This window comes from Microbispora sp. H10830, assembly GCF_014161375.1.
Taxonomy (GTDB): Bacteria; Actinomycetota; Actinomycetes; order Streptosporangiales; family Streptosporangiaceae; genus Microbispora; species Microbispora catharanthi.
In genome coordinates this window covers 16,800-31,347 of the sequence record NZ_JABBWX010000012.1, presented here as the reverse complement: position 1 = coordinate 31,347, position 14,548 = coordinate 16,800, and the positions used below count along the sequence as shown (strand labels likewise).

13 protein-coding genes and 1 tRNA gene are annotated in these 14,548 nt (G+C 72.2%); 8 read left to right on the top strand and 6 right to left on the bottom strand.

From position 1 onward, the window contains the following. Positions 1 to 15 precede the first annotated feature (15 nt). From HHX35_RS27680 to HHX35_RS27670, 3 genes are read right to left on the bottom strand one after another with little or no spacing between them, the layout of a single operon-like run. On the bottom strand, positions 16 to 924 hold the full coding sequence (locus HHX35_RS27680) for an amino acid ABC transporter permease (RefSeq protein ID WP_182901649.1): 909 nt from the start codon (positions 922 to 924) through the stop codon (positions 16 to 18). A 1-nt stretch (position 925) separates the two neighbouring features. Further along, positions 926 to 1,897: an ABC transporter substrate-binding protein gene (locus HHX35_RS27675; RefSeq protein ID WP_182901648.1), complete on the bottom strand. Its 972-nt coding sequence runs from the start codon at positions 1,895 to 1,897 to the stop codon at positions 926 to 928. A gap of 14 nt (positions 1,898 to 1,911) precedes the next feature. Further along, complete coding sequence (locus HHX35_RS27670; RefSeq protein WP_182901647.1) at positions 1,912 to 3,480, bottom strand: amidohydrolase; 1,569 nt, start codon at positions 3,478 to 3,480, stop codon at positions 1,912 to 1,914. Between the two features lie 112 nt (positions 3,481 to 3,592). On the opposite strand from HHX35_RS27670, the gene HHX35_RS27665 reads away from it, so the two are divergent. Then, positions 3,593 to 4,468: a LysR family transcriptional regulator gene (locus HHX35_RS27665; protein WP_182901646.1), complete on the top strand. Its 876-nt coding sequence runs from the start codon at positions 3,593 to 3,595 to the stop codon at positions 4,466 to 4,468. A gap of 147 nt (positions 4,469 to 4,615) precedes the next feature. Next, positions 4,616 to 5,836 (top strand): amidase, encoded by a 1,221-nt coding sequence (locus tag HHX35_RS27660; protein WP_182901645.1) that lies wholly within the window; start codon positions 4,616 to 4,618, stop codon positions 5,834 to 5,836. Positions 5,837 to 5,840: 4 nt separating this feature from the next. Here HHX35_RS27660 and HHX35_RS27655 read toward each other — a convergent pair whose 3' ends face one another. Next, positions 5,841 to 6,887 carry an Lrp/AsnC family transcriptional regulator gene (locus HHX35_RS27655; protein ID WP_182901644.1) on the bottom strand — a complete coding sequence of 349 codons (1,047 nt, stop codon included), beginning with the start codon at positions 6,885 to 6,887 and terminating at the stop codon, positions 5,841 to 5,843. Positions 6,888 to 7,091: 204 nt separating this feature from the next. Between HHX35_RS27655 and HHX35_RS27650 the strand changes: the two genes are divergently transcribed. From HHX35_RS27650 to HHX35_RS27645, 3 genes are all read left to right on the top strand, one after another. Then, positions 7,092 to 7,784, top strand: coding sequence for an aspartate/glutamate racemase family protein (locus HHX35_RS27650; protein WP_220505972.1), 693 nt, complete (start codon positions 7,092 to 7,094; stop codon positions 7,782 to 7,784). A 20-nt stretch (positions 7,785 to 7,804) separates the two neighbouring features. Beyond that, positions 7,805 to 7,936 (top strand): hypothetical protein, encoded by a 132-nt coding sequence (locus HHX35_RS43840; protein ID WP_259405468.1) that lies wholly within the window; start codon positions 7,805 to 7,807, stop codon positions 7,934 to 7,936. 417 nt (positions 7,937 to 8,353) lie between these two features. Next, a complete protein-coding gene (locus tag HHX35_RS27645) occupies positions 8,354 to 8,986 on the top strand; it encodes a hypothetical protein (protein ID WP_182901643.1) in 633 nt (210 codons plus the stop codon). A 311-nt stretch (positions 8,987 to 9,297) separates the two neighbouring features. Here HHX35_RS27645 and HHX35_RS27640 read toward each other — a convergent pair. Next, positions 9,298 to 9,386, bottom strand: a tRNA-Leu gene (locus HHX35_RS27640). Positions 9,387 to 9,596: 210 nt separating this feature from the next. On the opposite strand from HHX35_RS27640, the gene HHX35_RS27635 reads away from it, so the two are divergent. The 3 genes from HHX35_RS27635 to HHX35_RS43835 all read left to right on the top strand — a co-directional run bounded on the left by HHX35_RS27635 (position 9,597) and on the right by HHX35_RS43835 (position 13,907). After that, positions 9,597 to 10,892, top strand: coding sequence for a M20/M25/M40 family metallo-hydrolase (locus HHX35_RS27635; protein WP_182901642.1), 1,296 nt, complete (start codon positions 9,597 to 9,599; stop codon positions 10,890 to 10,892). A gap of 110 nt (positions 10,893 to 11,002) precedes the next feature. Then, positions 11,003 to 11,629: a hypothetical protein gene (locus HHX35_RS27630; protein ID WP_182901641.1), complete on the top strand. Its 627-nt coding sequence runs from the start codon at positions 11,003 to 11,005 to the stop codon at positions 11,627 to 11,629. A 205-nt stretch (positions 11,630 to 11,834) separates the two neighbouring features. Beyond that, positions 11,835 to 13,907 carry a chaplin family protein gene (locus HHX35_RS43835; protein WP_182901640.1) on the top strand — a complete coding sequence of 691 codons (2,073 nt, stop codon included), beginning with the start codon at positions 11,835 to 11,837 and terminating at the stop codon, positions 13,905 to 13,907. A gap of 335 nt (positions 13,908 to 14,242) precedes the next feature. Here the strand turns inward: HHX35_RS43835 and HHX35_RS27620 are convergent, their stop codons facing one another. Then, a complete protein-coding gene (locus tag HHX35_RS27620; RefSeq protein ID WP_079320786.1) occupies positions 14,243 to 14,428 on the bottom strand; it encodes a DUF5703 family protein in 186 nt (61 codons plus the stop codon). Between the last annotated feature and the right edge of the window lie 120 nt (positions 14,429 to 14,548).

Here is a 14,548-nt window from a genome sequence, read left to right as displayed (position 1 = left end):
GGCCCTCCCCGGCGCTCACGCGGCCACCTTCGGCAGGACCCGGGCCGCGACGCCGCCGCCGCGCACCAGGCGTACGGCGTCGGAGCCGAACCGGCGCTCCAGCCGTCCCTGCAGGAAGGTCGCCACGGCGGTCATGACCATGTACCAGACGCTCGCCACGATCAGCAGCTCCATGATCCGGTTGTTCGCCTTGTAGATCTGGCTGGCGTTGGTCATCAGGTCGTGCCCGGCGACGACGTACACCAGGGAGGTGGTCTTCAGCATGGAGATGAACTCGTTGCCGGTCGGCGGGATGATGATGCGCAGCGCCTGCGGCAGCACGATGACCCGCATCCGCCTGGCCGGCGTCATGCCCAGCGCGTACGCCGCCTCGGTCTGGCCCCGGTCCACCGCCTGGATCCCGGCGCGCACGGTCTCGGCGAAGTACGCCGCCAGGTTCAGCCCCAGCCCCAGCATGGCCGAGGTGAAGCCGGTCATCACCTGGTTGGTGTCCCACCTGAGGCCGATCATCGTGAACGGGATCTTGACCACCAGTTCGGGGAACAGGAACGCCAGGTTGTACCAGAAGATGAGCTGCACCAGCACCGGCGTGCCGCGGAAGAACCAGATGTAGAACGCGGCCAGCCCGCTCAGCACCGGGTTGTGCGCGAGGCGCATGACCGCGACCAGGACGCCGAGCACCAGCCCGAGTGCCGTCGCCAGCACGGAGATCTCGATGGTGACCCAGACGCCGGACAGGATCCGCTCGTTGAACAGATACTCGGCGACCTTGCCCCAGTCGAGGTGCGGGTTGACCACCACCAGGTAGGCCAGCCAGCCGGCGACCGCGAGCGCGACGGCCGCGGCGAGCCAGCGGCCCCAGTGCCAGGTGCGCGCGACGGGGACCGGCGTGCCGGACCCGTCGGCGATCGGTTCGGTGCGCACGTCACTTACCGCCGTTGACCACGGCCGACTCGACGGCCAGCGCGTCCAGGTTCCACGCCTTGAGCAGCCCGCCGTACTCCCCGCTCTTGATGAGGGAGTCGAGCGCGCCCTTGACGGAGTCGACGAGCTGCTTGTTGTCCGGCCGCATCCCGATCCCCCAGGGGCTGGCGGTCCCGTCGAGGCTGATCGCCTCCATGCCGAGCGCGGGGTCGGCCGCCTTGTACGCGGCGACCACATAGTCGGTGACGCTCGCCTGCGCGCGGCCGTTGCTCACCTGGAGCATGGCTTCCGTGTCGCCGGGGAACTTCAGGATGTCCACGGCGGGCTTGCCGCCCTTCTTGCAGTCGGCGTCATAGCTCTCGGCCAGCTCCATCGAGGAGCCGTTGTCGACGACGGAGACCGTCTTGCCGCAGAGGTCCCCGGGCCCGGTGATGCCCGCCGAGTTGCCCTTCTTGACCAGCAGCGCGGCGCCCGCCTGCACGTAGTCGACGAACGTGACCTGGCCCTGTCGTTCCGGCGTGTCGCTCATGGAGGAGATGACGAAGTCGTAGCGGCCGGTGAGCACACCGGGGATCTGCGAGTTGAACTCCTCGTCGGTGATGGTCACCTTGACGCCGAGCTTTCTCGCGATGGCGCGCGCCAGGGCGGGGTCGAAACCGATCGGCGTCTTGCCGTCGCTCGCGTACAGCTCCATGGGCGGATAGCCGATGGAGGAGACGACCTTGAGGCCGCCGGACTTCAGGCTCGCCGGCGCCTTGGCCGCGAGCTCCTGGTCGGGGGTGATGGCGTTGATGACGTCGGCCGCCTTCTCCTCGGCGGGGGCCTGGTCGAGGACGACGGCCGGCGCCGAGGCCGCCGCGCCGGAGTCGCCGGAGTCGCCGGAGTCGCCGGCGTCCAGGGACTGGGCGCCGCAGGCGGCGGTCGCGGTGAGCAGCCCGCCGACGGCGAGCATGGTGAGGATCCGGGTGTTCAAGGGGGGGTGCTCCTTCAGATGCGCCGCCAGCGGACCGCGCCGCCGACGACGGTGGTCAGAACCTTGGTGCGCAGCACCGCCTCGGGCGACTCCAGGTAGGGGTCGGTGTCCACCGCGATGAAGTCGGCGAGTCTGCCGGGCGTCAGGACGCCCTTGCGCTCCTCCTCGCCGGCGGCGTAGGCCGCGCCCAGGGTGTGGGCGGTGACGGCCTCGGCCATGCTCAGCCGCTGCTCCGGCTGCCACCCGCCGGCGGGGGTGCCGTCGGTCCGGGTGCGGGTCACCGCGGCGTACAGCGCGGCGAAGGGGTTGGGGTGCTCGACGGGGGCGTCGGAGCCGAAGGCCAGAGCCACGCCGACGTTCAGCATCCCCCGCCAGGCGTAGGAGGCCAGCTCGTGGCCGGCCAGCAGGTGGTCCACCAGGTCGATGTCGCTGGTGCAGTGCACGGGCTGCATCGAGGCGACGATGCCCAGCCGCGCCATCCGCGCCAGGTCGCCGGGCCGCAGGTGCTGGGCGTGCTCGATGCGGTGCCGCAGCCCCGGCGTGGGGCCGACCGCCTCGTAGGCGTCGATGACCAGGTGGTTGGCGCGGTCGCCGATCGCGTGCGTCGCCACGGCGATGCCGGCTCCGGCCGCCCGGGAGAACAGCGCGACCAGCTCCTCGTACGGTGTGACCGCGATGCCGGTGTTGCCGTGATCGTCGGCGAACGACTCGCTCATGTGGCAGGTGTGCGAGCCCAGCGCCCCGTCGCTGAAGATCTTCACCGGGCCGGTGCGGAACCAGTCGTCGCCCTGCCCGGTGCGGCGGCCCTCGGCGATCGCCGTCTCCAGGTGGACCATCGGGATCGCCTTGTGGACGCGCAGCTTCAGCTCGCCCGCGTCGCGCAGCTCCAGGTAGGCGGCCCGGCAGTCCTCGCCGTCGATGTCGTGCACGCTGGTCAGGCCGAGCGCGAGCAGCTCCTCCTGCGCCGCGCGGAGCAGGTCGCGCAGGTCGGGGGAGACCATGAGGTCGCGCAGCGGGTAGGAGGCCGCCTCGCGCAGGATGCCGGTGGGCTCCCCGCTCGCGTCCCTGACGATCTCGCCGCCCACGGGGTCCGGCGTGCCCGCGTCGATGCCGGCCAGCCGCAGCGCGGCCGAGTTGGCCCACACGGTGTGGCCGTCCACGCTGGGCAGCGCGACGGGCAGGTCGGGGCAGACGGAGTCGAGCGCGTACCGGTCCGGCTGGGCGGGCGGATCCCAGGTGTTGCTGTTCCACCGGCCGCCGAACAGCCAGGCGCCCGGCCGCAGCCGCGCCGCGTGCGCCGCCACCATGGCGAGGGCCTCGTCCAGGGAGCGCACGTCGCGCAGGTCCACCGCGCCGAGGCTCTGGGCGTACTGCGCGGTGTGGATGTGCGCGTCGTAGAAGCCGGGGAGCACCGCTGCGCCGTCCAGGTCGATCAGCTCCGCTCCCGGGCCTGCGGCCGCGCGCACCTCCGCCTCCGTGCCGACGGCGAGCAGCGTCTCGCCGTCCACGGCCATGGCCTGGGCGGGCGGGGCGCCGCCGGCTCTCGTGTGGATGGCGGCGTTGCGGTACACGCGGATGCTCATGTGACTCTCAAACGGGTTCGGAGGACGGTGGTCCATCACTGTAGGAGTGGCGAAAAAAAGGCGGAAGCGCTATAAACACGACATTTAGCAACCCTGAGGGCAAGGAACGCTGATGCTGAAGCCGGAACACCTACGCACTCTGCGCGAGGTGGTCCAGCTCGGCTCCTTCGCCGCCGCGGCGAATCGGCTCGGGTACACCTCGTCGGCCGTCTCCCAGCAGATGGCCGCGCTGGAACGGCAGATCGGCGTGCGGCTGTTCGAGCGGTCCGCGCACAGTGTGCTGCCCACCGGCGCCGCCGAGGTGCTGGCCAGGCAGGCGGCGACCGTGCTCAGCGACATGGAACGCATGATCGCCACCGTCCAGGCCGTGCACCGGAACAGCGAGCGGCGCATCCACCTGGGCATCTTCCCCAGCTTCGCCGACGTGCTGACCGGCGTGCTCGGGCGGATGGAGGACAGGGACCGGGCCGGCGTGAGGGTCACCGTTGGTGAGTCCTCCCAGCTCATCCCGCGTCTCGGCGCCGGAGGCGAGATGGACGCGGCGATCGTCTACCAGGTGGGGAACTCCGGCCTCTCGTGGCCGTCCGCGCTGGGCCGCCGCTGGATCGCCGAGGACCGCTACAAGGTCGTCCTTCCCGCACAGTGGGGCGACCTGGCGCCGTACCGGGCCGAGCAGCTCGTCGACCTGCCGTGGATCATGCACCACCCGGGCAGCAGTGACGCCTCCTTCTTCGAGGGCGTGTTCGCCCGCTGGAGCCTGCACCCCCGGGTGGCCGGCTACTCCGACGACTTCAAGATCACACTGGCGATGGTCGAGGCGGGGATGGGCGCCGCGCTCGTCCCCGGCCTCGCGCTGCGCGGGCACGGCCCGGGCGTCGTGGTCGCCGACGTGCCGTGGCTGAACACCAGCCGCAGCATCTTCGCCCTCGCCCGCCCCGAGCGGGAGACCGCCCGCCTGCTGTCCCTGCTGGACGCGCTGGCGGTCTGACCGTACGGTCCGCGCGGGGCTCTCGACGCGGAACGGGGGATATGTCAGCATTTGCCGGATCATGGGCGCGGCCGGCGACGACCCGCCGCGCCGTCCCCACCGGACGGCCCCCCCGCCGCCGGAGCAGGCGTGAGGAGGCCCTCGGCCATGGAACGCGAGGCGGCGATCACCGGATCGACCGAGGCGGTCGCGGCACGCGAGGCGGCGATCGCCCGGTCCGCCGAGGCGATCCGCCTGCACAGCGGGCACGCCATCCTCATCGAGGCCGGCCCCGAGCCGGTCATCGAGCGGCTCGCCCGCCACGAGCGCCCCGCCCCCGACGACCCGCCGGAGCTGTGGGCGTGGACGTTCGTCGTCAAGGACATGATCGACGTCGCCGGGCTCCCCACGACCCGCGGCTCCGCCCTGTACGGGAGCGAGGAGGCGCTGACCACCGCCCCCTGCGTGAGGGCGCTGGAACGCGCGGGGGCGCTGCTGGTCGGCAAGGCGAACCAGCACGAGTTCGCCTGGGGCGTCACCAGCGAGAACCCGCACTGGGGCGACGTGCGCAACCCGCGCCACCCGCACCTGTCTCCCGGCGGATCGAGCGGCGGCACGGCGGCCGCGCTCGCCGCGGGCATCGCCCGGTTCGGCCTCGGCACCGACACCGGCGGCTCCGTACGGATCCCGGCCGCCTGCTGCGGCGTGGTCGGCCTGCGCCCCGGAGCCGGCGCCGTCCCGTCCGAGGGCGTCGCGCCGCTCGCCCCCATGTTCGACGTCGTCGGGCCCATGACCACCTCGGTCGCCGACTGCGCCCGCGTGTGGCGGGTGCTCTCCGGCGAGGCGGTCGAGCCGCCGGACTCGCTGTCGGGGCTGGTCGTCGGCGTCGCCGAGGGGTGCGCGCAGGCCGGGGAGTTCGCCGGCCTCGGCGCCGAGGTCCGCGAGATCGCCCTGCCGTACGACATCCTCCCGCCGTACTGGACGATCGTGGGCGCGCAGGCCCGCCGCACGCACGAGGCCACCTATCCGAGGGCGGCCGAGAGCTACAGCGAGGGGGTGCGGCGCAAGCTGGAGGGCGCGGGGATCGGCCACCGGGAGTATCGCCGGGCGATCGAGGAGCTCGCCGCGGTCCGGGCCCGGTTCTGCGCGGAGATGTCCGGGGTCGATCTCCTGATCATGCCGACACTCGGCGGCCCCGCGCCCCGGTTCGGGTGCGACGAGGCCGCCGTACGCGGCGAGGTCGGCCGCCTCACCGCCGTCGTGTCCGCGCTCGGCCTGCCCGCGCTGGCGGTCGGCGACCTGCAGGTGGTGGGACGCCGCGAGGCGGACGTCCTGCGCGCCGGGCTCTGCCGGGAGGCGCGGGGCGGCGGCGTCCCCGAGCCCCGCTGACCCTTCAGGCGTGCCGCGGCAGGGTCCACGGGTCCACCGGGACGACGGCCGTGCAGCGGCCGAGCCGGTCGAGGACCCGGCCGTACAGCTTGGCCTGCCGCAGCACGATCTGCCGGTCGGCGACGCTGACGTGGGGGAACCGCTCCTCCAGGCGGACCACCAGCGGGTGCAGGTCCGAGACCCCGTGCAGACCCACGGTGAGGAGCATGTTGCGGGTGCCCGCGAGCGCCGCGCAGGTGCGCGTCTCCGGCCAGCCAAGCAGCGCCCGGCCCGTCTCCTCAAGCAGGCCGTCCGGCATCCGCAGCCACAGGATCGCCGAGGAGTGCCAGCCCGCCTGCGAGCGCGCGAGATCGCAGCGGAAGTCGATGTCGCCCGTCGCGACCAGCCGGGACAGCCTGCGCTGCACCGTGCGCTCGGATGCGCCGACGGTCCGGGCCAGCTCGGAGTAACCGGCCCGGCCGTCGGCGAGCAGGGCCTTGAACAGCAGGCGGTCGAGTGCGTCCATCCGCCTCGTCGACTCCGGCGGGCCGGGCCGCCGCGCCAGCGCGGCCGCCGCACGAGGGGGCAGCACGCGCAGCCGCCAGCGGCACGAGGCCTCGAAGACGCGCGTCGCGACGTGGGTGCGCACCTTCGCCACGCCCGGCACCCGCGGCAGGTCCGTGAGCAGGTAGTCCGCGAGCGCCGGCATCGACGCGGCCACGGCGATCACGAACAGGTCGTGGCCCGCGGCGACGTGCTGCACGGTGATGAGGTGCCCGGCCGTGGCGAGCCGGTCCGCCACGTCGACCGCGGCTCCGGCCTCGCAGTCGATCTCCAGGAACGCCATGCTCATCGCGTGCATCTGGCGCTGTCCGAGGGCGACGGTGGTCCACGCCTCGCCCGACGCGTTCAGCCGCTGCCAGCGCCGGGCGGCCGTCACCGGATCGGCGCCGATCGCCGCCCCGATGTCCACCCAGCTCGCGCGCGGGTTGATCTGGAGCGCGTCGATCAGTTCGAGGTCGGCCTCCGACAGCAACCGAGGCGACTCTGTGCCGGAATCCTGCACAATCACCCCTCCAATGGCTGTTTGCTGCGTTCTTAGGCCGAAATCACCTTATAGATCGATCCTTGTGCGGGTAGCCGTCGCGGCTCCCGGACGTACGGCGCTGACGCTTCCGCGACCGCGCGGGGAACCGTGCGACTCGGGGAGAGGACGAATCTCGGTGACTCGGTTCTGCGGCACCCGGCGGGTCCGCGGCCCGGCCGGAGGCGGCCGGTGAGCGGACCCCGTCTGGTCGGCGTCCTGGGCGGCATGGGACCGGCGGCCACGGTCGACTTCTACGGCAAGCTCGTGGAGGAGACGCCGGCGACCTGCGACCAGGGGCACGTGCCCGTCGTCATCTGGGGCGACCCCCGCGTCCCCGACCGCTCCCTGAGCCTGGTCGGCGACGGCGAGGACCCGACCCCATACCTGCGACGCGGCATCGAGGGCCTGAAACGGGCCGGGTGCCAGGTGCTCGCCGTGCCGTGCAACACCGCTCACGCGTTCGTCCCCCGCCTCGCGGACGAGGCCGGGCTGGAGTTGGCGAGCATCATCGAGGTCACCGCCGACGCCCTCGCCGCCGCCGGCGTGCGCGCGGCGGGCGTGCTCGCCACGTCGGGCACCCTGCGCGCGGGCCTGTACGCGGAGGCGCTGCGGCGGCGCGGCGTCGCGGTGATCGAGCCGGGCGAGGCCGACCAGCGGCGGGTCATGGCGGCCATCGGCGCGGTCAAGAGCGGCGCCGTCGGCCCGGCCCACCGGCACGTGCTCGAGGAGGTCTCCCGCGCCCTCGCGGACCGCGGCGCCGAGCGCGTCGTCGCCGCGTGCACCGAGATCGTCCTGGCCTTGGACGGTTCCCGCGTCCCCGTCCCCGTCGTCGATCCCGCTCGCCTGCTGGCCCGCCGGGTCGCCGAGCTGGCGCTCGGCTGAGGCGGCGCATCAGGAAGAACGTGCGGCTCGTCGCCGCGCGGGCGCGGCCGCGTCAGACGGTCGACAAGGCCGACATCTACGCACAGGCAGGGCTCGGCCTGCCGGTTCGGGACGGCTGGCGGGCCGAGACGGTGGCCCCGCCGCGCACCTGAGGGGGTACAGCGGCGAGGCCACGTCGGGACGGTGCGGGGCCACACGCACCGCGCGGCGCCCTCGACCCGTTCCCGACATTCCCCCCGTTCCGTGCGGTCCCGGACGGCGCTCAACGAGTTTTTGCAACGTTCCAATCTCGGCCGCCAACCCTCCCCGTCGAGACCACGTCCCCCTACCGCACAGAGCAACCCGAGCCTCTGGAGTAACGGCATGCATCAGCAGCCCAGCCCGCCGAACGGTCCCTACGGACCACCCGCCGGCCAGCACCTATACGGCGGAAACCCCCAACAGCCTCCGTACGGCGGGCCTGGTCAGCGGCCGCCCGCCTGGCAACCACCGCCCCCTCACCGGAAGAAGGGCAAGGGACCCGTCTTCTGGCTGCTGGTGATCGGGCTGCCGTTCGTCCTCCTCTTCGGTTGCATGGCCGCCATCGGCTCCCTCGCCTCCAACACGTCGAGCACGACGAGCCCCGTCGTGAAGGCCCGCAAGTCGAGCGCGCCGGCCGACCCCAGCCCAAGCCGCGCACCTACAGCGGCGCCGGGGCGAAGGTCCTCAAGCTGCGCAAGAGCGACTGGTCGGCCGTGTGGCTGGTCACCCTCACTCATCGCGGAGGCTCGAACTTCATCGTCTCCCCGCTCGACCCCGGCGGCGCAGAGCAAGGCGCGATCGTCAACGAGATCGGCAACTACAAGGGGAGCGTCCTGCTCAACGAGGACGACGGCAAGGAGACGGCCGCGCTGAAGATCCAAGCCGATGGGGCGTGGACGATCACGTTGAAGCCGTTGTCGATGGCCCGCGTCTGGTCTGGCGACTCGCTCACGGGTCGTGGCGACGAGGTGGCCATCGTCTCGCCGCAGAGCTCCGGCCTCACGACGGTGAACGCGCGGCACTCGGGGAGCGAGAACTTCATCGTAGAGGCCTGGACCGAGTCGAGCAGGGAACTGCTCATCAACGAGATCGGCAGTTGGCACGGTGAAGTCCCGCTCCCCGGCGGAACGATCCTCGTCACGATCAAGGCTGATAGCGTCTGGTCCCTCAGGAAGAGCTGACGAGCGTACGGCTCGCGCCAGGTGGGGTGGCGCGAGCCGTACGGACCTCAGCTCTTCATCGTCTCCTCGGAGACGACCGGCACGACATCGCCGGTCGGGTGGGCGGGCCATTTCTCCCCGTCGTGGAGACTGCTCGTAGGGCCGCAGACGTAGAACCGGACCTGGACCGGCTGTGCGGAGGAGGGGCCGTCCAAGACTGCAAGCCGCGCGTCGTCGATGTCGACGAGGCGACCGTGGCAGCTACTGAAGGCACACAAGCGCGAGCACGACAAAGCCCCGAGCCGATGACCTGCATCTTCTCGGGGCCTCTCTGGTGTCCGAGGGGGGACTTGAACCCCCATGCCCATCACTGGGCACTAGCACCTCAAGCTAGCGCGTCTGCCTATTCCGCCACCCGGACGTGGTGCCTCACGCAGGATCGTCATCCCGCGTCGGCTGATACAGGTTAGCACTCTCTCGCCCCTGGTTCATACCGGGAAACGGCCCTCACGCAGATCGCCGGAGCCCGGGGGTGAACGTCACGCCTGTACGGCGGCAGGATGGAGGCGCGAGCCGTACGACGGGAAAGGCGGGGGGCCGCTGACCGGCCCACCCGGCAGGAGGAGGCGTAATGACCCCACGCTACGGGGAGGACGAGGTCGCAGAGCTGTGCCGCGACTTGATCCGCATCGACTCGGTCAACGCTGGGGACAACGCGGGGCCCGGGGAACGCGAGGCCGCGGAGTACGTGGCCGGCAAGCTGTCGGAGGTCGGCCTGGAGCCGACGATCCTCGAGTCCGATCCCGGACGGGCGAACGTGGTCGCCCGGGTCGAGGGCACCGACCCGGGCAGGGACGCGTTGGTCCTCCACGGTCATCTGGACGTCGTGCCGTTCGACGCCGACGACTGGACCCACCACCCGCTGAGCGGCGAGATCGCCGACGGCTGCGTCTGGGGCCGCGGGGCGGTCGACATGAAGGACATGGACGCGATGATCCTCGCCGTCGTGCGGCGGCGGCTGAGCGAGGGGCGCAGGCCGCCCAGGGACGTCGTCCTCGTCTTCACTGCGGACGAGGAGGCCGGGGGCCACTACGGCGCCCAGTGGCTGGCCGAGCGGCATCCGGAGGTCTTCGAGGGCTGCACCGAGGCCATCGGCGAGGTCGGCGGCTTCAGCGTGACCACCGAGAAGGGCCGGCTTTACCTGATCGAGGCGGCGGAGAAGGGCATCGCCTGGATGCGCCTGACCGCCAAGGGCAGGGCCGGGCACGGCTCGATGCTCAACGACGACAACGCCGTGACCGAGCTCGCCGAGGCGGTCGGCAGGCTCGGCCGTCACAAGTGGCCGGTGCGGCTCACGCCCACCGTGCAGGCGTTCTTCGAGGAGGTCTTCGGCACGGAGGTAAAGGCGGAGGACGCGGAGGCGGCGGTGGCCACCCTCGGGCCGCTCGCCCGGATGATCGGCGCCACTCTCCGCAACACGACCAACCCGACCATGCTCCAGGCGGGTTACAAGGCGAACGTCATCCCCCAGATCGCGACCGCGCACGTGGACGGCAGGTTCCTGCCGGGGTACGAGGACGAGTTCTTCCAGACCGTGGACGAGCTGCTCGGGCCGAACGTGACCAGGGAGTTCGTCTATCACGACGTGGCAGTCGAGACCCCCTTCAAGGGCCCGCTGGTCAAGGCGATGGCGGACGCGCTGCACGAGGAGGACCCGGGCTCGCGGGCCGTGCCGTACACGCTGAGCGGCGGCACCGACCTCAAGGCGTTCAGCCGCCTCGGCATCAGCGGCTACGGCTTCGCGCCGCTGCGCCTTCCCGAAGGCTTGGACTTCTCCGGGATGTTCCATGGCGTCGACGAGCGGGTTCCGGTTGATTCGCTCCGGTTTGGCGTCCGGGTCCTTGACCGTTTCCTCGAATACTGCTGAGAAAGCCCTTGCGATCACATGCCGTGCCGCTACAGTAACTCTCCGTTGGGGGTTGGATCCGCACCGGGTTGACCCAGCGGACTGTTGACTCAGCGGTTTGGGGAGGTCGCGTGACGCGCACGTCGCAGGAACAGCGGAGGGCGAGTTCGCCCGCCGCCGTTCCCGGCGTGCGCGTCACGTCTCCCGGCTCTGCGGAGCGGAGCCGGATGGCGCGGTTCGCGGCCGGCTCCCGTCTGGGCCGCCTGCTGGTCATCGGCGGGCTGATCGCCGCCGGATGGCTGCTCGGCGTGAACTTCGGTGTCTTCGGCACGGCGACGTCCGTGGCCGGGACCGCACCCTCACATGATGTCGCCGGGTCGGCTCTTCCCGATCGTCTCTCAGGTCCGGACCTCGGTCTGCCGCCCTCGCCGGGCGCGGTCGAGTCCCACGGGAAGAGCACCGACGGTTTCCCCACGGCGGCGGACGACGTCTCGGCGAACGCCGAGGCGATGGCGGGGCGCACGGTCGACGGGCTCACCAGCCAGTCGAAGCCTCTGCTCCCTCCGCCCTCCACCGCGGACCACGCGCCCGCAGACCAGGGCCTGGTCCCGCAGTCGAGCGGTGGAAACATCCTGTTCGGGGATGTCGCGCGGGATGTGTTCGAACCGCGCCTCACCAAGCTGCCCGCCCCACTGGCGGCGGTTGTTCCCCCGGTGGTCCGCACAGCGGCGGACGACCCGTCTTTCTCTCCTGACTGATCCCGCCTTCGTACCGGTCCCCGTCGTACGGCGACCGGTGCCACCGCCTGCCCTCGCTCGTGGTGCCCGGGCGGCAGGCTCCCGCGGGTGACGCGGAATTTCCCATCCTCGTGACCGTCCACGGCTCCGCTGTGCTCATGCGGCCTGGACATGCGTCGCGAGCTGTCAGGTAACCCCCCTAGAAGAACCACTAGGAGCATTCATCATGCGAACGTGGGCGAAGGGCTCGGCCTCCGCGGCGTTTCTGGCCGCCGGCGTCATGGCCCTTGGCAGCGGTACGGCTTTCGCCGACACCGATGGCAGTCACTCGGTGCTCGGCGGCAACCAGGTCGACATCCCGGTGACCCTGCCGATCGACATCAGCGGCAACGCGGTGGCGGTCGCCGGCGACTCCCGGGCCTCCTCCCTGGGCGGCGCGACCGCACAGGGTGCGGGCGTGGGTGCCGGACACAACAGGACCTCCGGTGAGGGCAGCATCCTCGGCGGCAACCAGGTGGTCGCGCCGATCAACGCGCCGATCAACGCCTGCGGCAACGCGGTGTCCGTCTTCGGCCGGTCCGACGCGGGCTGCCGGGGCGGCGCGGCGGTCAAGGGCTCGGGGCGGCGCGCGAACGCGGGCGGCAACCGCACCAGCGGGGTGCACAGCATCGGGGGCGGCAACCAGGTGGTCGCGCCGATCACCGCGCCGATCAACCTGTGCGGCAACTCGATCGCCGTCTTCGGCGACGCCACCGCCGGGTGCCGTGGCGGCGCCTTCGTCGGTGGCGGCCGTGACGGCGTCCGTGCGGGTGGCAACCGCACCAGCGGCCGTGGCTCGATCCTGGGCGGCAACCAGGTGGTCGCGCCGATCACCGCGCCCGTCAACGTCTGCGGCAACTCCGTCGCGGTCCTCGGCGACGCGTTCTCGGGCTGCCGCGGCGGTTCGTCCGTGGGCGGTTCCGGCGGCCACGGCGGCCACGGACACGGCGGTCACGGTGGTCACGGCGGGTACGGCGGCCACCACGGAGGCGGTCACTGGCACCGTCCCGGTTCGACCGGCCACGACACCGACGGCCGCTACTCGGCCGGCAGCGGCACCCAGGTGGTCGCGCCGATCACCACGCCGGCCGACGTGTGCGGCAACGGCTCGGGCAGCTGCCACGGCGGCTCCACGCCCGGTCACGGTGGTCACGGCGGGCACGGTGGTCACGGCGGCTGGTCCGGCGGTTGGTCCGGCGGCGGCGCGGGCGGCAACCGCACCAGCGGGGTGCACAGCGTCGGCGGCGGCAACCAGGTGGTCGCGCCGATCACCGCGCCGATCAACGTCTGCGGCAACGCCGTCGCGGTCGTCGGTCACGCCTTCGCGGGCTGCCGCGGCGGCGCGACCGTGATCGGCGGCTGGAGCAGGCACGGCGGCCGCTGGGGCGCCGGCGGGAACGTCACGTCCGGCCGCGGCTCGATCCTCGGAGGCAACCAGGTGGTCGCCCCGATCACGGCCCCGATCAACGTCTGCGGCAACGCGGTGAGCGTCATCGGCCGGTCCCACGCGGGCTGCCGGGGCGGCGCCTCGGTCCTCGGCGGCGGTGCCGGTGCGGGCGGCAACATCACCTCGGGCAGGCACGGGATCCTCGCGGGCAACCAGATCGTCGCCCCGATCACCGCCCCGATCAACGTCTGCGGCAACTCCGTCGCCGTGCTCGGCGACGCCGCCGCGGGGTGCCTGGGCGGCGCCCAGGTGGGCGGCTGGAAGGGCCACGGCTACTGGGCCCACCCGCAGCACAAGGCCGCCCGCGGCGGGGTCATGCCCGCCATGCCGGGCGCGTCGGTGCTGTCGGGCAAGCACACGGTGCAGCCGATGAGCGCCGCCGCCACTCCTTCCGCTCCGGTGGTCGGGGACCTGCCGAACATGCTCGGCCTGCCGGAGACGCCGAGCCTGCCCGCCGTCCCCGCCGGGAAGGGCGCGAAGGGTGGCAGCACCCCCGCGGCCGTCTCCAAGGCCGGCGGCACGCTCGACGGCGCGACTCGTTCGCTGCCCACGAACCAGACGCTGGAGGACGCGACCGCCTCGCTGCCCGTCTCCGACACGGCGCGCGACCTCCCGACGGGCGACCTCGGGAAGAGCGCCGACGTGCTGCCGCTGGGCAAGCTGAGCCCTCTCAAGCTGATGAGCGCCGAGCAGCCCGTCGGCCTGACCGGGATGAACCCGGCGTCGTTCCTCGCCCTGGCCATCGGCGCCATGTTCGCCGCCTCGGCGAGCCTGTTCGCCGTCACCCGCCGCTTCCGGTTCGGCCGCAAGTAGTCGTACGGCCGCGCGTGACGGCACGGGAACGCCTCCGGCGGCGACGGCCGTACGGAAGTGATCCGGCGGCGCGCGGCTGACGGAGGCGAGGGATATCACTCGCCCGCGCCAGGGAGTGTCCGACAGGTGCTCCCGGCGCGGGCGACCAGGACGCCCCCCCACCGCCAGTGGAGGGAGGCACGAACGCTTTGCCCGTTCCGGGGGCGCGGCCCGGGGCGGGCAAAGCCCTTTTGTCGGGTACTGTTTCGGGACGGATGGAGCACTTACGGTCATGGCGCCGACCACATTGCGGATGGGCAAAGCCCTTTTGACCGTGGCGTCCGCGCCCCCGGGGCTCACATGGTCCGGGCGGCCCGTATGATCTTCCGACGCAGCCGGACGCGCCTGCTGCCGTCGGGATAAAGGCGTAGCCGCTCCAGTTCCCAGTCTCCGTGCTCGGCATGCTCTGTGAGCATCTGCCTCGCCACCTCACGAGGGGTGCCCCGAGGGAGATACAGGTCCAGATAGGAGTAGTCGAGCACAGCCATTGGTCTCCGGGGCGTGCTAGGGAACTCGATGGGCTCTATTCTGCGTCTCCGTGGATAACAGCGCCAGGCGGGTTACATTCCCGGACATAACCGGGTAGCCCGAGGGGGAGGAAC